Consider the following 17,656-nt stretch of genomic DNA (forward strand, 5'->3'; position numbering starts at 1 on the left):
CAAAGAGACCAGACCAATTACAGTATTTCTCATTCTTCTGTGCACTGCGAAAAGTTACTATAAAAAGGCTGCCACAGATCATACTGCAGCAGCCTTTTTATGGTGATCGGTTCGTTCTGTTTCTGTTGTTGAGCCTGGCAGGTGTACTGCATTCAGGAAGTGATAATTGCACCCTGACGCACCCACTGAAGCAAACGCAGATCCTGATGTACTCCGGCAATCACGGACAGCCCGACAGGCGCACCGTCGATCGTACCTGCCGGAATCGTAATCTGCGGCAGACCCGCCAGACCGGCAATGGAGGACAGCTGCATCGTCTGCGAACGGCGGCGCTCACTGTCTTCGCCCTGAATATGCAGCGATGGCGCAGGGCCAGTAGCAGTTGGTACAATCATCAGCCCTTCGGTACCCAGCAGCGATCGCAGCGATTCCCGCACTTCATCCATCCGTGTAAATGCTTCGCCCTGTTCCTCACGCTTCAGTGTGCTTGCCCAGGCGAAACGTCCGGCAATATCCTCGGCGAACACCGGCTGCACCTCTTCGATCCACTCCCGATGCTGCTTCCAGATCTGAATGGCCTGCACCCTGCGAAAGGCGGTCATCCAGGCTGCCAGCCCTTCCGGAGCAATCGATATCCACTTCTCCGCCACTGACTGCTCTGCCAGCCGGGACAACAGATCATGCGCTGCAGCCAGCAGCAGTTCCTTCGTATCCGCTTCGGCGAGATCCCAGGCTTCACGAGGGAAATATATCTTCTGAAAATAATGATTCGGATCCGGCGCAGACTGCAGCGGATCTTCCGCGAGCAGCACCTGACCGACATCATGCAGCAGCTCTGCCGTATTCGCCATCCAGCCCACCGTGTCAAAACCGGCAGCCAGCGGAATCACGCCTTCCAGGGATATCGCGTCATGTGTGGGACGCATGCCGTAAATGCCGCAGTACGAGGAAGGAATCCGTACCGACCCTCCCGTATCTGTGCCAATGGCAAAGTCACGCAGACCGGCAGCGACAGCAACCGCAGAGCCGCTGGAGGAACCGCCCGGAATGCGGTCCTTTGCCCGCGGATTAACCGGTGTGCCGTAATGTACATTTTGTCCGTTCAGGCTGTACATCAGCTCATCCGTATGTGTGGTGCCGCGCAGCACGGCTCCCGCATTCAGCAGAGACAGAATCGCCGGAGCCGTATATTCGGCTGGCGGATGAGTGCGCAGCCAGTCCGGATTGCCGGCACCGGAAGCGTATCCTTCCAGCGCGAATACATCCTTTACCCCAAAGCTTAATCCGGCCAGCGTTCCCTTACTGCTGCTTGCCGCAAGTTCAAACTGCTCATTTACAAATGCATTCCAGTCAGACGTCATACGGATTCCTCCCTTAAAGTCGGTAAGCGGCAGCAAGGCCGCATGATGAAAAACGTAAGCATTATTTCATTTTGATATTGAAAACGATTTTTAAACATTATATATTTATTCATATTGTAATTAAAAGTATTATTTTTCGTTCAAAAAGAAAGTTGTTCACCATATATCTGCTGTTCGGCAATCAGCGTATAACGTGTCTCCGACAGCACAACAATCAGGGAGTGAATATAATGAGTCAATCCAAATCCTCCGGCGGCATGCAGGAGAATCATATTGATGATATTGACCGCAAGATTATTGCTATTCTAAACCAGAATGGACGCATATCCTATACCGATCTGGCCAAGGATATCGGATTATCCCGGGTCGCTGTACAGGCGCGGGTCAACGCACTGATGGAGAATGGAACAATCGAACGCTTTGCCGCGGTTATCAATCCGGCCAAAATCGGCATATCCGTCTCCGCTTTTTTTAACGTGGAGGTGGAACCTAAGCATCTGCACGAGACTGCCGACCGGCTCGCCGAGGAGCCTTTTGTCACCAGTCTCTACCATATGACCGGGCCGAGCAAGCTGCATATGCATGGGCTGTTCAAGGACAATCAGGAAATGGAGACATTTCTGCGGGAGAAATTATACAATATGCCGGGAATCATGAGCGTGGACTGTCAGGTGCTGATCACCCGCTACAAGAGCCGGATGGGAATGAGGTTATAACGATATGAATACACATGCTCCTCCCAACTCTTCGCAGCCCGGCGACACTCCCGCTTACAGGCAGGCCACCTACAGTGAGCTGAGCTGGGCGATGATCCGTACCGGCGTGCTCGGCTACGGCGGCGGACCTTCGGTGATGCCGCTGTTCCGGTATGAGGCGGTTACCCGCTACCGCTGGATCAGCGATGATGAATTTGGCGAGATTCTGGCGCTCGGCAATGCACTACCCGGTCCGATTGCCACCAAGATGGCCGCCTATCTGGGCTACCGCGGCAAAGGTATTCCCGGCGCCATCCTGGCGGTTATCGCGCATATTCTGCCTTCCTCCATCGCCATGATCCTGCTGCTGTCGGCAGTGGCCTATCTGAGTAATTCCAAGATCATTCAGGGCATGATCGCTGCGGTTGTACCAGTAATTGCCGTGATGCTTGGCGTAATGGCATATGAATTCGGGGAAAAGGCCGTCAAAGGACTGGGCAAGACGCTCGGCATTATCCTGTTCGTGATCGTGTTTATTTTGCTGCAGGTGCTGAATGTTCATGCGGCGATCGTTATTGCCTTATTTCTGCTATACGGCGCTTTTCATTTCAGACTGGTGCAGCGTCTGCGTGAACGGCGCATGAACGGAGGTGAGCGCTGATGGCTCATTCCCTGATGAGCGACTGGCTGGAATGGCTGCGGCTGCTGTGGGGATTTTTCCTGGCTAATGTGCTCGGATATGGCGGCGGGCCGGCTTCCATTCCGCTCATGTACAACGAGATTGTGACGCATTACCACTGGCTGGATGATACGGCATTCTCCAATGTACTGGCGCTCGGCAATACGCTGCCAGGACCTATCGCTACCAAGATTGCCGCATTTGTCGGCTTTGACGTCTCCGGGATTCCCGGGCTGCTGATCGCCCTGCTGGCGACGATTGTGCCTTCTGCGGCAGCGATGATTATTCTGCTGCGGCTGCTGCAGAAGCACCGTTCTTCACCGGTGGTCAAAGGACTCACCCTGCTTGTGCAGCCGGTGATCGCTGTTATGATGCTCGTACTGACCTGGCAGCTGGGGGATGAATCGTATGGCTCGATTGGATTGTGGCAGACACTCGGGATCGCGATCGTCGCTTTCTGGGCGATGCAGATCCGTAAAATTCATCCGGCCTTTGTTATTCTGGCGGCTTTTGCCTACGGGGCCATTGTCCTGCCTTATTACATTTGATTCTTCTTTACTGTTCAGCCTGCTGCCGTGTTCTGTCAGACGCCTAACCACAGCATGACAAAGAGCCTCCCAGATGACGCCTGGCAGGCTCTTTTCTTTGTTATGGTAAAAGCAGTAAAGTTGAAGCGGTATGCTCCAGATGCCGGGTTAACCCAGCCGCTGATCTTCCAGCAGGGAAGGCTTGAGCGCCTTGTGCTCGATCGGAGAAGACAATACGATCAGCGTCGTGTAATCCCCCTGGTTACTGATCCGATCCTCGAATTCTTCCAACTCGCGGATGGAAGAAGTGACCACCTTGAGCAGATAGTTATACGCTCCGCTGGTCCGATGACACTCCACAATCTCTATCGCTTCCCGGCAGAAGTCCAGAAAGTTCAGAGCGTCGCTGGCCCGAAACAAATAGTAGGCGGTTGACTGATGCCCGATCTTCTCCGGTGACAGGATCGCACGGTAGCCCTGTATAATACCGCTCTCTTCCAGCCGGCGTACCCTCTCGGTCACAGCAGGCTGCGACAGACCAACTTCCTTGCCCAGATCCGTCATCGAGATACGTGCCTGCTGCTGCAAATGCAGCAGAATATTTTGATCTACCTGATCCATTCCTTTTTCCCTCCGTCTCCATGCCGGCTGATATGCGGCAGAGTATAGCGGTATATCCCAAATCCCGACATAGAGTGTAATCGTTTACTGCCATAAATGATTGATATTTTCCCGGTTGTTATATGTATTAGTGCGATAGTATCACAGAAGCGGTATGGAGTAAATCCACCTGACCGCAAATAAAAAGCCCCCATCCACGGTAGAGAAAGCCCGCAAGCTTCCCCGCCCGCCATGGAGACCAAGCTGTATCCGGTGTTTATTTGCCGCTGGCGGCAGCCGTTTCCTGCAGAATCGACTTCATCAGCGGGACATAGATATGCCAGTAAAACGCATCTTCACTGTTAGGCCGGTCAAAGGTCAGCCAGCGCTTGAATGTCTCCCAGCCCTGATATTTGCGCCAGAAAGCGTAATGATTGTAATCTGCATAATCCCCTGCAAAATAGTAGGACACATACGTCTCATGCTGCTGCCGGATGACTGCCGGGAATTCATAGCTGATGCCGGCGGCCTGCAGCTTGTGCTTGCCGTCTTCGGTCAGTCCCAGATTATAATTGGCCAGCACCTCTGTACCTTCGGCCGGCTTCATCACATCAAACCAGTAATTGTAACGGACTGTACTGTCCAGACCGATCTGTGCCTCGCCCAGGGTGGTCGGCACCGTTTGGACGCCTTCTTCCCCAATCTGCTTGCCCTGCTCCAGCACGACAACCCGTCCGTCTTCATGAACCAATACAACGCCCGGTCCTTTGTAAGGCCAGCGGTTCGGATCGCTGCCATCGCCGCTCAGAAACGGCGGCACTTCACCGCCTATTTCCAGGTCGCTAAAATAACGTCCGGTCCAGCCGGTCCATTCCGCGCCGATCAGCGGATAGAATTCCTGCCGTGCGCCTGATTGTGTAGGCGTCGCCAGACTGTTGAATTCCGCAATCAGCGTCTTGACCCCGCCGCTGGTCACGGCGCTTCGGATACGCTGCACATCCGAGACGGTCAGTCCACCATAGAGCATTCCGGCTGACAGATCGCCGGTAGTCGAGCTGTCCTTTTCATATTGTGCACGCTCGATACCGTACGTATCCGCGACATAGATCATATCGGTACCGTTCAGATCTCCCGGAAGGCCTGTCGTCTCGTACTGCCGGTCCGGCTTTGGGATAAATCCGTAATAATCACGGGTATAGTCATAAGGCTGATTGTCCTGCTTTACATACTTTTGCTGATTCAGCAGCCAGACCAGTCCCTTGTGTTCACGGTATGTCATATCCGGTACCGTTTTGTCGAGAATGGCTACCTGCAGCGGCGTCGCCGGCTTGGACTCCCACCATATCCATGGAGTCAGCAGCAGCAAGGCGACCAGCAGTGGAATCAGCCAGAATGTCCATATACGTTTACGTTTCATGTCTGCCCTCCGCCTGTCGGGTTATCCGGTTTTTTGGAATTCATGACGCCGCCGCGAGCCATATCTCCCCAGCCCTGATTTTTGCGCCGTACAATCTGGATCAGTCCTTCGAACCGCCAGAATGTCATAAGCGGGCGGTACCAGAACGTCTCGGACAGCGCGAACAGGAACAACCGCGTCAGATCCGCTACCCGGTTATACCGCTTGAAGCACCATTCTTCGAACAGCACGGCACCCATCGACAGCAGAGAACCGTACAACAGCATCAGCAGTGCCAGTACGAGCGTGATTCGCACATCCACCGTATCGAGGAAAATGCCCACAATTACCGTAAGCACCCCGGCCAGCTCCACGACCGGCCCGAGCAGTTCCACGAACAGAAAGTACGGCATTGAGATCATGCCGATCTTGCCGTATTTGGGATTGAACAGCATCACTCTGTGCCGCCAGAGACTCTCGAACAATCCGCGGTGCCAGCGAGTCCGCTGACGGCGCAGGATTTTGGCATTCTCCGGGGCTTCCGTCCAGCAGACCGGATCGGGTACATAGACGATCTGCGCCTTGCTTTTCTTTTCCTGAATGCGTCGGTGCAGCCGGACGATCAGTTCCATATCCTCGCCGACCGTATCCACTTCATAGCCGCCTACCTCGATCACCCAGCTCTTTTTGAAAATGCCAAAAGCGCCGGAGACGATCAGCAGCAGATTATGACGGCTGAGTCCGATCCGTCCCATCAGAAAGGCACGCAAATACTCGATCACCTGCATCACAACCAGCGGCTTGCCGGACAGACGCACACTCTCACGGCTCAGATACCCGCTGTCCACATAACTGCCATTGGCGATGCCCACACTGCCGCCGGTGGCGACAATCTCTTCATTGGGACCGGCATCCATGATCGGCTTCATCACTTTGATAAAGGCGTTCTGATCCAATACCGTATCCCCGTCCAGGGAGGCAAAGTACGGATACTGGCAGACGTTGATGCCTACGTTCAGCGCATCCGCCTTGCCACCGTTTTCCTTGTCGACCAGCACCAGATTATTATGCTGAAGCGAGCGATAGATACCACGGATCGGCTTGGTCGGCTTGCCCAGCCCGGACCAGCGCACCCGGCTCTTGACCTCCACCATATCGAATTCATCGAGCAGATACTGCACCGTCCGGTCCTTGGAGCCGTCATTGACGACGACAATCTCGAACTGCTTGTAATTGATGCCGAGCAGTGAGCGTACGCTCCAGACAATATTCAATTCTTCATTATAGGCAGGCACGATGATCGAGAGCGGAGGGGCAAGCTCTTCCTCCAGCACCTGATCATACTGACTCTCGTTCAGATCCTTTTCCCGGTTCAGCTTCCGGGCGGCGACAAAGAACAGTACAATATACGCGATGCTGACCCCGACGACATAGATCATGATGATAATACTGAGAATCTCGAAAATGGTACCTGCGATATCAAGCAAGATTCCGCTCATATTGTTTCCTTTCCAGCGTCTCCTCCGCCATCTCGCGCGCATAGCGGTCCGCATGTTCACCGGCAGCCACCTTTTCCAGCAGCTCCAGCCCATTTTTGTAAGCAGCGATCGATTCCGCTGCCTGCTGACGGACACGGTACGCCGAATCCCCCAGCATTTCTTCCAGATAGGGAACAAATATATCCTCACGGATATTGCCCATTACTCTTGCCCGCATCAGCCGCTCTGGCCAGGAAACCTGCTCCACGGCCTGATCATGCTCATGTTCCATCCGCTCCACCAGCTGCCTGGTCGCTTCCGGTGTCAGATAGCCAAAGTTGGAAATGGCTTTGAGCGCGCGGATGCGCAGCTCACTGTCCTCTCCGGATAACTGGCGCTCCAGCAGATCCAGCACTTCGGCAGAGCGGATATTGCGGATGCGCAGTGAATCGATAAAGCTGCAGCGTACGCGGAACGGATACTGTTCAAAACCGGCGATCAGCTCACTCTGCAGCTCATCATTCAGCGGCAGCAGAATCTGCAGCAGCTGGCTGTCGGACAGATCATGATCATTTCCCAACAAATATTCGGGAATCCGGTGACTGTTCAGCTTGGACAGAATCCGCAGAATCTGAAAGTATTCCTCTTCCGAGCAGTGCGGATCTGCCATCCAGTCGAGCAGTTCCTTTTCCATGGATGTCATCTGGAACTGTTCAATCCAGAGCAGCGTGTTCATCCGTGTACTCCACTGACGGCTATGCAGCGATTCTTCATACTGGCTGGAGAAATACCTTTCCGCAAAATCATAAATCCGGGTGCGTTCCTCCGGGGTGCGGCTGATCGACAGACGATGCAGCAGCGCCTCCTGAATCGCTTCCATCCGAAAAGGTTCATTGGTCGACAGCCGACGCGATGTCTCACCGGTGGACAAATATTCTTCCAGCACCGAATCGGACATTTCCAGTTCCTTGCGCATTTTGTAGACGGCAGCCTTTCTGCGGTTAAGACTTGCCTTGCGGATTGCCAGATAGACATACAGGGCGATCAGGGCTGCCAGCATAACGGCGCACAGCCATAATATGATGGTCAGTGCGGAATCAGGGTCTATCGTATTCATAGGCCCATCCTCCCCAGCAGACGCCGGATACGGGCTTCCAGTTCCACGATGCTGAACGGCTTGGTCAAATAATCATCCGTACCTGCCCGGATTGCTTCTGCCACCTCGCGGTCGTCACCCACACTGGTCAGCATCAGTACCATATAATTGGCCCGCTTCTCCATACCACGAATCCGGCGCAGCACTTCCATTCCGTTCATGCGCGGCATCATCCGGTCGAGGATAATCACATACTGCGCATCTTCGCCATGCCACGGATCACTGAAAAAGTCCTCTCCATCGCTGAATGTTCTCACTTCCAGCGTATGTTCAATATCCAGTCCACCCAACCGCTTGCTGAGCATACCGCGGATCAGATCATCATCATCGATAATGGCGAGCCGCCACGGCTTAACCCCGGCAGGCGGCACTGGAGCCTGATCCACCTCGGCAGCCTGCTGGCTGACCAGTGCCCGCTCCTCATGCCCGACCCATTCCAGTGTACCTCGCGTGCCCTCCCCAGCGGCTGGCTCACGCTCACGGATTGTATCAGCCTGAAGCGGCGACAACGGTGATAATTCCACTACCTGCATCTGGACAGAATCGGCGGCAATGCCAGGTATGAGCACTTCTTCGGCAATCCTGCCAGCGGAAGCAGAGGATTCATGAGCCGGAGATACCGCCGGTTCAGACTGTCCGGTAGCGGATGCCATTGTCTGCTCTTCCCGATCCACCGGAAAAAGAGGCTCCTTGCTGGCATATTTCTTCAGACGTGAAGATACGGAAGAGAGCAGGACTTCCATCTGATCGGCTGCATCTGTATTTTCCCGGGCTTCCAAAGCAGGACGGGACTCTGCCCGGATATCCTCCTTACGGGACCCTATAGGAGCAGATGGCAGTTCCCGCTCTATCTGCCCGAATGCGCCGGTTGAGCGGGATTCCGTCATCCGTCGCCGCTCCGGTACAATCATCACTCCGTCATGCAGACGCTTGGCTTCGGCCACGATGCGCAGAATCTGGTCATAACAGGACTGCGCGGTCATGCCCGGCTTCAGCTCGAGTACACCTGCGGAAAAGGTAACCCGGTAGCTATCCGGTCCTACACGGTGTTCTTCCGCTTCCAGCCGATCCAGAAGCTGATTGGCAAAAGAAACAGCTTCCTTCTCCCCAATTCCCGGCTGGAGCAGGTAAAACCGGTCATACCGGTCACGTGCCCAGATATCCTGCGGTCCGAGCGAACTGCGTACCAGATCGGAGAAGTAGCGAAGCAGACGATCCCCTTCGGCATAACCGAACCGCTCATTAATATGACGGAAGCTGTCGAGATCGAACAGTGTCAGTACAGCCGGCTCATGACTGTCCGTTAACCGCTGCAAATGACGAACCAACTCCTGGGCAAAATAACTGCTGTTATAGGCACCGGTCAGCTCATCCGACATCAGCAGGGTATTCAACTTCATCCGCCGCTGTACCTGATGACGGATGCGTACGATAAACTCTTCCATATCCAGCGGTTTGCCTATAAAATCGTCGGCGCCCGACGCATATGCACGGATGCGTGTCTCCCGGTCTGCGCTCGTACTCATCAAAATGACCGGAATCAGATACTGTTCGCTGCGTGCCTGAATCTCCTGCAGCAGCTCAAAGCCGTCCTTGTCCTGCAGCATCACATCGAGAATGACACAATCCGGCTTCATATTATAAAAAATCTCCATTGCCTTGGCTCCGTCCGAGGCAGCCAGCGTCATATAGCCGGCCTGCTCCAGCTGATCCTTGAGCATCTGCAGCAGACTCATATCATCGTCCACGACGAGCAGGGTACCCTGATAGGCAAGAACCGGCTGTGGCTCCGGCTCGCTGACCGCCGTATCCCCTTCTTCCGGTTCTTCTTCTGCCAGCAGGAACAGATAGACCATGGGCGCCAGCAGTTCACGTACCTGCTCTGCGGACCAGACCTGTTCGCTTTCCGGTTCCAGACGATCCATCAGTCCGGAAGCGGCTTGATACCAGTCATCCAATCCGATAGTGCCCGAAGTGCCTTTGGCCGAGTGAACGAGCCGGTACAGCTCAGGCTCCGGTGTCCATTGCCCGGATAGCGTCATTTTTTTGATTTTATCTTTTATCTGCTTTATAAAAAGCCGCTGATATTTATCCATACTGCCTCCCCTGGCTGCTTCTGCATTCACGCCTTGCATATGCTGCGCTAACCAGCAGCCTGTTTTCATATCGAGAGCAAGTTTCTTTTTACTGTTTCATTACCCATTTTAGAGGAAGTATCAGTCGTCTTCTCCCAGCAGATCGACACTGATAAAGTCTTCATTCACCTGCATTTGAACGGCATGCAGCCCGTTTTTCTTGAGTGCCGACTGAATCACCTGTTCATTGTGGCCGGCGATCACCACATCGGTCGTATGATTACCGCTCTGGATCAGGGCCATCCCCAGCTCTTTCATGCGCTCGACGGTAAATGGCTTTTGCAGATACTTTTCATTCGGCTTCTCAGCAAAATCCCCCGGCTGGTCCAGCGCTGACGAGATAATGACCGGCACATGGCGGCTTGCTTCCCGGCTTTTCAGCATACTGATAAATTCCCAGCCATTGCGGGAGCCGGACAGCTGAATATCGACGATGCACAGCAGCGGCGCCTGCTCGCTCTGCTCCAGACTGAGCATGGCGGCTTCGGCGGTATGAAGCGACAGAATATCATAATGCTGCTCTTCAAAAGTCGCCCGGATCAGCCCCGACAGATTATCATCGTCCTCGATAATAACGACCTTGTTGCCAAGCTGCGGAATATGGTATTTGGGGAGCCGGACATAGAATGTACTGCCTTCGCCCAGACGGGAGTCAAACGACACTTCTCCGCCCAGATCGCGCACAATTTCCCGCACAATCGCCAGTCCCAATCCCGTTCCACCGATCTGTCGGCGATCCGAATTATCCACCCGGTAAAATTTGCCGAACATTTTGTCCCTGGCTTCATCCGGTATGCCGAGTCCGTAATCCTGCACCTCCGCGATCCAGTCGGCTCCTCCATCGCTAATACGCACATCAATCAGCGGCTGACCTGGTGAATACTTGACCGCATTGCTGATCAGATTATGCATCACCTGGGTAATCCGATCCGTATCGCCTTCCACAAAGCAGGACGCTGCCGGCAGCTCGATCCGTACCTGATGCTCCTGCTTGCCATCCCACTGTCTGGCCACATCATGTACGACCGTTCTCAGGTCAAATGGCACCCGTGTATAACTCTGCTTGCCGGATTCCATCCGCTGCAGATCCAGAAAATCACTGATCAGATTGGAGAGCCGGTTCGCCTCGCGATGGATGGTCTCCATATACTTGCGTGATTTCTCCGGCTTTACTTCGCGGTGCAGCAGAATCTCCACAAAACCGAGAATGCTCGCCAGCGGCGTGCGCAGCTCATGGGAGACGATGCTGACAAATTCATTTTTCATCTGATCCGCCTGTTCTTCCTCGGTACGGTCACGGAAGACGAGCAGATAATATTCCTTCATATCTACGCCTGTAATCGTATTGATATACAGCTCCAGATAATAGATCGAGCCGTCACGTCCCTGGAGCGAGAACTGGGTCTTCCAGTCCTCGGCAGGACTCAGAATGGCCTGCTGAATCTGCTCGCTCAGATTCTCCGTATTCACGCTGTGGGTATCCAGATAATCGCCGAGAGATGTGATGCTCGCACCGGTCTTCAGATCCGGCAGCACCTGGCTCACCTGCTTATTGGAAAAGGACACCGTCCCTTCCCGATCGCACAATACGAGTCCTTCATGCAGCGAATCAATGATCTCCTGAATAGCGTCACGCTGCTGCCGGATCATCAGCTTCTCCACTTCCAGCTCGGCATTCAGCTCTTCCAGCCGGATGCTCTGCTTGAGACGTTCTTCTCCGGCCAGCTGGGCCTGATACGCCATGCCGAACTGGTTGATCAGTCCCTCTGTCAGCATCTTGTCGTGAATCTGTACAGCTGCACTGCCATAGCTGGTAAGCAGCAGAAATCCGATCACCTGCAGCTGATCGTCATACAGCGGATAGTAGTGGTCGTCGGCACGCTCGTATCCGCGGTGGATGCCTCGTTCTTCCCCGCTCAGCACCCGACTGCGTACGATCGGCTTCTTTTCTTCTACAACCTGTAGAGCCGGTCCGAACAACGCGGTTCCGGCAGTCTGCTCCATATCTCCCGGCCATCCAATGGCATGAATGGCATGAAAAGTCGAATCTTCCTGCTCCGATTGAATAACAAGCATCAGTGCATCGTGATGCGTGGCCTGCAGCAGTGCCCGCAGACTGTTCTCCAGAAATTCATTCATCGTCGTAAAGCCTGTCAGCTTTTCCTGATACGAGTTAATCAGCTGCAGCTGGCGCTCCCGGTCCGTCAGTTTCGCCAGAATGACTTCCTGCTCATGCTGCTGCACCAGAATTTCTTCATTTTGCGCTTCCAGCTCATCATGCTGTTCGGCCAGCTGACGCAGATTTCTTTCCAATTCCTGATGACGCTCTCTCAACTGATCGTTCATATGGTTAATGCCATCCATCAGTTCGCCGATCTCATCGTCATTAATGCGATGATCCATCCGCACATCTTCACCCTGACTGATGCGCCGGACAGCGGATTCCATCTCTACGACCGGTTTGACGATCAATTCACGCAGATAGCGAATCAGCAGCAGCGCTGCACCCAATCCCAATACGATAAACACGAGCGGGATAAACAGCACCAGCGAATTGAGCTGCTGACTCTGCTGCATCAGCAGATTGACTTGATCCCGTTCACTGGTAATCAGCTGCTCCATTTCTTCATTAACGATCCCGACCAGCGCGGTCGTCGTCTGGGACATGCTCTCAATCTCCGTCTGGCTGTCTTCCTGCTTCATCTGCTGAATGGCTGGAAAGTAACTGAAATACTCTTCGCTGTGCTGCACCAGCTCATCCAGCTGCTGTGCCATACTGGTCGTATGGCTGAGCTGTGTACGATAATCCTCCAGTTCACTCCGGAAGCTGTCCCGATCGGTACGGGCAGCCGTCAGAAAGTCTTGCCGGCCATACGCCAGGTACGCACGGAAATTCGATACTGTGGAACGATAATCTTCGCCCATTTTCTGCAGCCGATTCTGCTGATCCAGATGATAATTGATCTGACCCGTAATCTGGGAGACCTGCTGCTTAAACGTCCACTCCACAGCAAATACGATCAATCCGAAAATCAAAAAAACGACAATCGTCCACCGGGCAATTCGGCGTGCCAATCCCCCGCGGCCCTGCATCAGTCACTCCCCACAGCGTCAGACAGCAGTTCCTCTACCGCATCCAGCAGCTGCAGCGGACTGAATGGCTTGGAAATGTACAGTGTAACCCCGGCCTGTTCTGCCCGAATCCGGTCTTTCTCCTGTGCCTTGGCAGTCAGCAGAATGACCGGCTTGTCCATATTGACATTATCGCTGGCACGCAGCCATTCGCACACTTCGATCCCTGTCGCTTCCGGCATCATGTAATCGAGAATAATCAGGTCATATGGCTCCTCAGCCAGCTTCTCCCGTGCAAGTCCTCCATCTTCGGCTTCTGTGACCTGATACCCTTCGTCTTCAAGTGTCTCCAGCAGCAGGAATCGCAGCGCAGGCTCATCCTCGGCAATTAAAATACGAAATGATGACATCATCTATTCCTCCCTGTATATTGAATATGGTGAAATGTACATTTTACTGCCTAATCATAATTAACAATAAATGGACTAATTTAAAAACAATAGTAATTTAATCTTACCACAATCGTATCCATCTGCTGCCCTCTGTCTCTGGAATGACTTACTTCGGATACATTCACTTCCGTGTCGCTGCAAGTATCGGAAAGTATGTTCTGCTCAATCAGCGATGGACAAAAGGATAGACTTCCAATTTTATGTCGGTCACAACGTCAAATATGCAAATAGGTCCTAAAGCTTAATCTGCAAGTTCCTTCCAGTATAGATCTGTTAGAGAAAGAATCAGCGGCTATAATGGATATACGGATGCCCGGCTTATGTGGATTGGCCCGGTGTTACATGTTCTGCTGCCAGTAATCATTTTCGGTAGATGTTCACGTTTGTTGGACTGTTGCAATGCGATTGATCACCAACCTATGATATAATTAAGAGAGTATTTCGCTTTGTATTTGGTATAGCTGAAAGCACGCCGTTTCATTCAGCATGATGGCTGTGCAGCAGCATATTGTATATTCACAAAATAACTTACACCCAGGAGAGGGGTTTGTCCTTTATCATGTTACAATTCAGTCCCTCCTTTTTACAGATAGGCTCTACCGTCGGTCTGCTCGTTATCGCCCTGACCGCCATTCTCGTACGTTCCCGAACGAACCACCGACCGGTTAATGTCAAAAAGATTCTGATTCCGCCGCTTGGCATGAGCACCGGATTTTTCATGTTTGTTGTGCCTGACTTCCGTGTATCCTGGCTGTGGGCGCTCGGTGCGTTCATCGTCGGCTGGTTCATCTTCTCGTATCCGCTGATTCGCGGTACCCGGTTCGAGCATAACGGCACCGATGTGGTTGTACAGCGTTCCAAAAGCTTCCTGTTTATTCTGATCGGGCTGCTGATGATCCGTCTGCTGCTGCACCGGTTTATCGAGCATTACATTACTATTCCGCAGACGGCGGGTGTGTTCTTTATCCTTGCTTTTGGTACCCTGCTGCACTGGCGGCTCGATATGTTCCGCAAATACCGCAAGATTACCGCAGCTGTAGATTCCGAGCCTACGGTATAAATAAAATCGGGATGCTACATCGAGTGTTTTCGCAAAGATGTATAAGTACCTTTGATGCTCATCCTTTTAATCTTCCGTGTCTCTGTCAGCAGCACATATAACAGCAAAAAAGCTAACCGCCTGATAATGGTGGTTAGCTTTTTTGTTTTATTTTGTGGCTCACTTTTTCATTTTATAAATCATGTGGCAAAGTGAGCGCTTTTACCTTTTCGTATCCCATGAGTTGGGCAATCCCTTTACCAAACGGCACCATCCTCTGCCGTCCAGCAGCATATCGATAAGGTTGGTATTTTACTCTTCTGCTACTTTGACCAGCTGCTTACCCAGATTCTCGCCGGTGAACAGTCCGAGGAATGCTTCCGGAATCCGGTCGAACCCTTCGACGATATTCTCTTTGTATTTGAGCTTGCCTTCGCGAACCCATTGTCCCAGTTCCTGCAGCGCCTGTACATTCTCATCGGCATAATCGCCGACCAGGAAGCCTTTGAGCAGCACGGTGCGAGTCAGCAGCGCCGGCAGAATGCGCGGTCCCATCTCCGGATTTTCCTGATTATACAGGGAAATCTGTCCGCACAGCGGAATACGTGCATTACGGTTCAGCTGCTCGATTACCGCATCGGTAATGTCCCCGCCCACATTTTCAAAGTATACGTCGATGCCATCCGGGCATGCTTTTTGCAGCGCTTCGCGAATCGGCTGATCGGTCTTGTAGTTGATTACTTCGTCGAATCCCAGCTCTTCCTTGAGATAGCGGTTCTTCTCATCCGAACCGGAGATGCCGACCACCCGTGCGCCCTTGATCTTGCCGATCTGTCCGGCGATCATACCGACCGCACCGCCTGCACCGGATACGACCATCGTCTCGCCCGGCTGGGGATTACCGATACGCAGTGTGCCGTAATAAGCCGTCAGTCCGGTCATGCCCAGTACACCAAGGGCTGTCGTGATCGGTGCCAGCTCCGGATCGACTTTGCGCTGACCATTGCCATCGATGATCGCATAACGCTGCCAGCCCCAGCCGCCTGCGATAATATCGCCTTCCTTGTAGTCCGGGTGCTTGCTGCTGAGCACTTTGCCGACCGAACCACCGGTAATCGGTTCTCCGATCTGGAATGGAGCGGCATAGGATTTGGCGTCTTTCATCCGTCCGCGCATATACGGATCGACAGATACATACAGTGTCTTCACGAGCAGCTGCCCGTCTTCCGGACTGCTCAACTCAGCCTTGTTAAACGAAAAGTTCTCCATCTCAGGTGTTCCTTGCGGACGACTCGCCAGTGCAATATATTCATTTTGTTCTTCAGCCATAAGTAATTCCTCCCATAAATTAAGTATTCCGATCCAAAAGACTATTATGCATCATAATCTGCATGCCCGATTGTTCTCGTCAGTGCAGCGCAATCGGCATGCCACTTCTATTATTACCCTTCTCACCTGAAATTAAGATGAAATCAGCCAATTTATCCGCCAACTCCCCGATAAGTTTCCTGCAGCGAGATTCCAGCTTTGTAATTTCTGCTGCCGAACTTCTGTGCATGGATTTCATTTTCTCCCGCTGTCCGATTCAGCAAAGAAGGTAGATTGTTCGCCTTTTATATGTATTTTCAGATATATAAAAGGGGAAAAGGATATATTTCCATCCTATAAGTTAATTATTGTGACATATTTCCTTATTATCATTCTGATAAAAGTATGTATAATAGTAGATATGGAAAGTTAATTAACATTCGAATTGAAGCAATCATCCTAACCAAGCACAGTATTCACCGGCACGTCCGGGAAATACTTTAATATTATGAATACAGGAGGGCTGTACAGCGTGGGAAAAAAGAACAGAAAAGTAGCCATTGTCGGCGTAGGAATGGTCGGAGCGGGATGTGCCTATTCCATGATCAACCAGTCGATTGCCGATGAGATTATGATGGTGGGACGCACCCACGAGAAAGCAGTCGCTCAGGCGCTGGATCTCTCGCACTGTATGGACTTTACGTCTCATCGAACCAAAGTGTATGCAGGCACACTGAATGACTGTGGCGATATGGATATCGTCATTATTACAGCCGGTCCCAATCCCAAGCCAGGCCAGGACCGCATGACCCTTCTGCATGAAGCTGCAATGATCGTACGCGAGATTACCGATCCGATCATGGCAAGCGGATTTGACGGTATCTTTATCATTGCTGCCAATCCGGTTGATGTGGTCACTTACCTGACATGGCAGTACTCCGGTCTGCCAAGAGAACGCATTATTGGTACAGGTACATCCATTGACTCTTCCCGTCTCAAGACGATCCTGTCTGATGTGTTCTCGATTGATCCGCGCAGTGTACACGGCTATGTACTCGGCGAGCATGGTGAATCCCAATTTGTCGCCTGGTCGCATGTCACAATCGGCGGCAAGCCGCTGCTGCATATTATGGAACAGCATGCCCAGCGCTTCCCTGAACTCAGTCTCGACGATGTGGCACTCAAGACACGGGATGCTGGCTGGGAGATCTTCACTCGCAAAGGCCATACCCAGTTCGGCATCGGCAACGCACTCGCCCATATCGCCCGCTCGATTCTGTATGATGAGCACCGGATTATTGCGGTATCTGCGATCCTCGACGGCGAGTATGGTGAACAAAATGTATGTGCAGGCGTACCTGCCATCATTTCCGGAGAAGGTATCCAGGAAATCATTGAACTGCGCCTGGAAGAACAGGAACAGCGTCAATTCCATCATTCCTGCCAGGTGATCCGCTCTGCCATTGAGCAGGTACAGGTAATGGTGTAATTGCACAGCGATTGAGCGCTGATATGCAGCCTATGATATGCACGAAGGCATACGCCAATATTGGATTTACAGTTAAGAATAAAGAAGCGAATATAGCATAGAATGTAGCGATATAGGCTCACAAGACCCAGCGATTTATAGGTATTTTCTATGAACTTATAGGCAGATAGCGATCATATGGATATATAGAACCCGGGTAGTTAATCCGGGTTCTTTTTGTTTCAGTATCTTGCTTTCATTATTACTCTGTATCCTGCTTGGCTCAATGT

General features: G+C 52.4%; 14 protein-coding genes. 5 read left to right on the forward strand and 9 right to left on the reverse strand.

Going from position 1 to position 17,656, the window contains the following annotated elements:
- Positions 1–152: 152 nt before the first annotated feature.
- On the reverse strand, positions 153–1,361 hold the full coding sequence (locus tag WH45_RS07195; protein WP_046213730.1) for an amidase: 1,209 nt from the start codon (positions 1,359–1,361) through the stop codon (positions 153–155).
- Between the two features lie 230 nt (positions 1,362–1,591).
- On the opposite strand from WH45_RS07195, the gene WH45_RS07200 reads away from it, so the two are divergent.
- From WH45_RS07200 to WH45_RS07210, 3 genes are read left to right on the forward strand one after another with little or no spacing between them, the layout of a single operon-like run.
- Positions 1,592–2,077: an Lrp/AsnC family transcriptional regulator gene (locus WH45_RS07200; protein ID WP_046213731.1), complete on the forward strand. Its 486-nt coding sequence runs from the start codon at positions 1,592–1,594 to the stop codon at positions 2,075–2,077.
- Positions 2,078–2,081: 4 nt separating this feature from the next.
- Positions 2,082–2,717 (forward strand): chromate transporter, encoded by a 636-nt coding sequence (locus tag WH45_RS07205; protein ID WP_268748566.1) that lies wholly within the window; start codon positions 2,082–2,084, stop codon positions 2,715–2,717.
- Positions 2,717–3,283, forward strand: a complete 567-nt coding sequence (locus tag WH45_RS07210) for a chromate transporter (RefSeq protein WP_324292922.1) — start codon at positions 2,717–2,719, stop codon at positions 3,281–3,283. The genes WH45_RS07205 and WH45_RS07210 overlap by 1 nt, the downstream gene beginning before the upstream one ends.
- Before the next feature lie 147 nt (positions 3,284–3,430).
- Here WH45_RS07210 and WH45_RS07215 read toward each other — a convergent pair whose 3' ends face one another.
- The 7 genes from WH45_RS07215 to WH45_RS07245 form a co-directional block, all read right to left on the reverse strand.
- The gene (locus tag WH45_RS07215; RefSeq protein ID WP_046213732.1) at positions 3,431–3,883 is read right to left on the reverse strand and encodes an Lrp/AsnC family transcriptional regulator; all 453 of its coding nucleotides are present in this window, start codon (positions 3,881–3,883) and stop codon (positions 3,431–3,433) included.
- A gap of 256 nt (positions 3,884–4,139) precedes the next feature.
- On the reverse strand, positions 4,140–5,279 hold the full coding sequence (locus tag WH45_RS07220; protein ID WP_052723662.1) for a hypothetical protein: 1,140 nt from the start codon (positions 5,277–5,279) through the stop codon (positions 4,140–4,142).
- On the reverse strand, positions 5,276–6,757 hold the full coding sequence (locus WH45_RS07225; protein WP_200897665.1) for a glycosyltransferase family 2 protein: 1,482 nt from the start codon (positions 6,755–6,757) through the stop codon (positions 5,276–5,278). Before WH45_RS07225 ends, WH45_RS07220 begins: the two co-directional genes overlap by 4 nt.
- Positions 6,738–7,853 (reverse strand): HEAT repeat domain-containing protein, encoded by a 1,116-nt coding sequence (locus tag WH45_RS07230; protein ID WP_046213733.1) that lies wholly within the window; start codon positions 7,851–7,853, stop codon positions 6,738–6,740. Before WH45_RS07230 ends, WH45_RS07225 begins: the two co-directional genes overlap by 20 nt.
- On the reverse strand, positions 7,850–9,988 hold the full coding sequence (locus WH45_RS07235; protein WP_162198439.1) for a GGDEF domain-containing response regulator: 2,139 nt from the start codon (positions 9,986–9,988) through the stop codon (positions 7,850–7,852). Before WH45_RS07235 ends, WH45_RS07230 begins: the two co-directional genes overlap by 4 nt.
- Before the next feature lie 120 nt (positions 9,989–10,108).
- On the reverse strand, positions 10,109–13,120 hold the full coding sequence (locus tag WH45_RS07240; protein ID WP_052723663.1) for an ATP-binding response regulator: 3,012 nt from the start codon (positions 13,118–13,120) through the stop codon (positions 10,109–10,111).
- Positions 13,120–13,509 carry a response regulator transcription factor gene (locus WH45_RS07245; RefSeq protein ID WP_046213735.1) on the reverse strand — a complete coding sequence of 130 codons (390 nt, stop codon included), beginning with the start codon at positions 13,507–13,509 and terminating at the stop codon, positions 13,120–13,122. The genes WH45_RS07240 and WH45_RS07245 overlap by 1 nt, the downstream gene beginning before the upstream one ends.
- Before the next feature lie 601 nt (positions 13,510–14,110).
- On the opposite strand from WH45_RS07245, the gene WH45_RS07250 reads away from it, so the two are divergent.
- Entirely contained in the window at positions 14,111–14,611 is a 501-nt protein-coding gene (locus WH45_RS07250; protein WP_046213875.1) for a CcdC family protein, read from the forward strand.
- Between the two features lie 291 nt (positions 14,612–14,902).
- On the opposite strand, the gene WH45_RS07255 is transcribed toward WH45_RS07250, so the two are convergent.
- On the reverse strand, positions 14,903–15,919 hold the full coding sequence (locus WH45_RS07255) for an NADP-dependent oxidoreductase (protein WP_046213736.1): 1,017 nt from the start codon (positions 15,917–15,919) through the stop codon (positions 14,903–14,905).
- A gap of 511 nt (positions 15,920–16,430) precedes the next feature.
- Between WH45_RS07255 and WH45_RS07260 the strand changes: the two genes are divergently transcribed.
- The gene (locus tag WH45_RS07260; protein WP_152663501.1) at positions 16,431–17,387 is read left to right on the forward strand and encodes an L-lactate dehydrogenase; all 957 of its coding nucleotides are present in this window, start codon (positions 16,431–16,433) and stop codon (positions 17,385–17,387) included.
- Positions 17,388–17,656 lie beyond the last annotated feature (269 nt).

The organism is Paenibacillus wulumuqiensis (genome assembly GCF_000971965.1).
Taxonomy (GTDB): Bacteria; Bacillota; Bacilli; order Paenibacillales; family Paenibacillaceae; genus Saccharibacillus; species Saccharibacillus wulumuqiensis.

What these genes read in the sequence shown, in the direction of transcription:
- WH45_RS07195 (WP_046213730.1), bottom strand. Translation starts at nt 1,361, where the DNA reads ATGACGTCTGACTGGAATGCATTTGTAAATGAGCAGTTTGAACTTGCG.
- WH45_RS07200 (WP_046213731.1), top strand. Translation starts at nt 1,592, where the DNA reads ATGAGTCAATCCAAATCCTCCGGCGGCATGCAGGAGAATCATATTGAT.
- WH45_RS07205 (WP_268748566.1), top strand. Translation starts at nt 2,082, where the DNA reads ATGAATACACATGCTCCTCCCAACTCTTCGCAGCCCGGCGACACTCCC.
- WH45_RS07210 (WP_324292922.1), top strand. Translation starts at nt 2,717, where the DNA reads ATGGCTCATTCCCTGATGAGCGACTGGCTGGAATGGCTGCGGCTGCTG.
- WH45_RS07215 (WP_046213732.1), bottom strand. Translation starts at nt 3,883, where the DNA reads ATGGATCAGGTAGATCAAAATATTCTGCTGCATTTGCAGCAGCAGGCA.
- WH45_RS07220 (WP_052723662.1), bottom strand. Translation starts at nt 5,279, where the DNA reads ATGAAACGTAAACGTATATGGACATTCTGGCTGATTCCACTGCTGGTC.
- WH45_RS07225 (WP_200897665.1), bottom strand. Translation starts at nt 6,757, where the DNA reads ATGAGCGGAATCTTGCTTGATATCGCAGGTACCATTTTCGAGATTCTC.
- WH45_RS07230 (WP_046213733.1), bottom strand. Translation starts at nt 7,853, where the DNA reads ATGAATACGATAGACCCTGATTCCGCACTGACCATCATATTATGGCTG.
- WH45_RS07235 (WP_162198439.1), bottom strand. Translation starts at nt 9,988, where the DNA reads ATGGATAAATATCAGCGGCTTTTTATAAAGCAGATAAAAGATAAAATC.
- WH45_RS07240 (WP_052723663.1), bottom strand. Translation starts at nt 13,120, where the DNA reads ATGCAGGGCCGCGGGGGATTGGCACGCCGAATTGCCCGGTGGACGATT.
- WH45_RS07245 (WP_046213735.1), bottom strand. Translation starts at nt 13,509, where the DNA reads ATGTCATCATTTCGTATTTTAATTGCCGAGGATGAGCCTGCGCTGCGA.
- WH45_RS07250 (WP_046213875.1), top strand. Translation starts at nt 14,111, where the DNA reads ATGTTACAATTCAGTCCCTCCTTTTTACAGATAGGCTCTACCGTCGGT.
- WH45_RS07255 (WP_046213736.1), bottom strand. Translation starts at nt 15,919, where the DNA reads ATGGCTGAAGAACAAAATGAATATATTGCACTGGCGAGTCGTCCGCAA.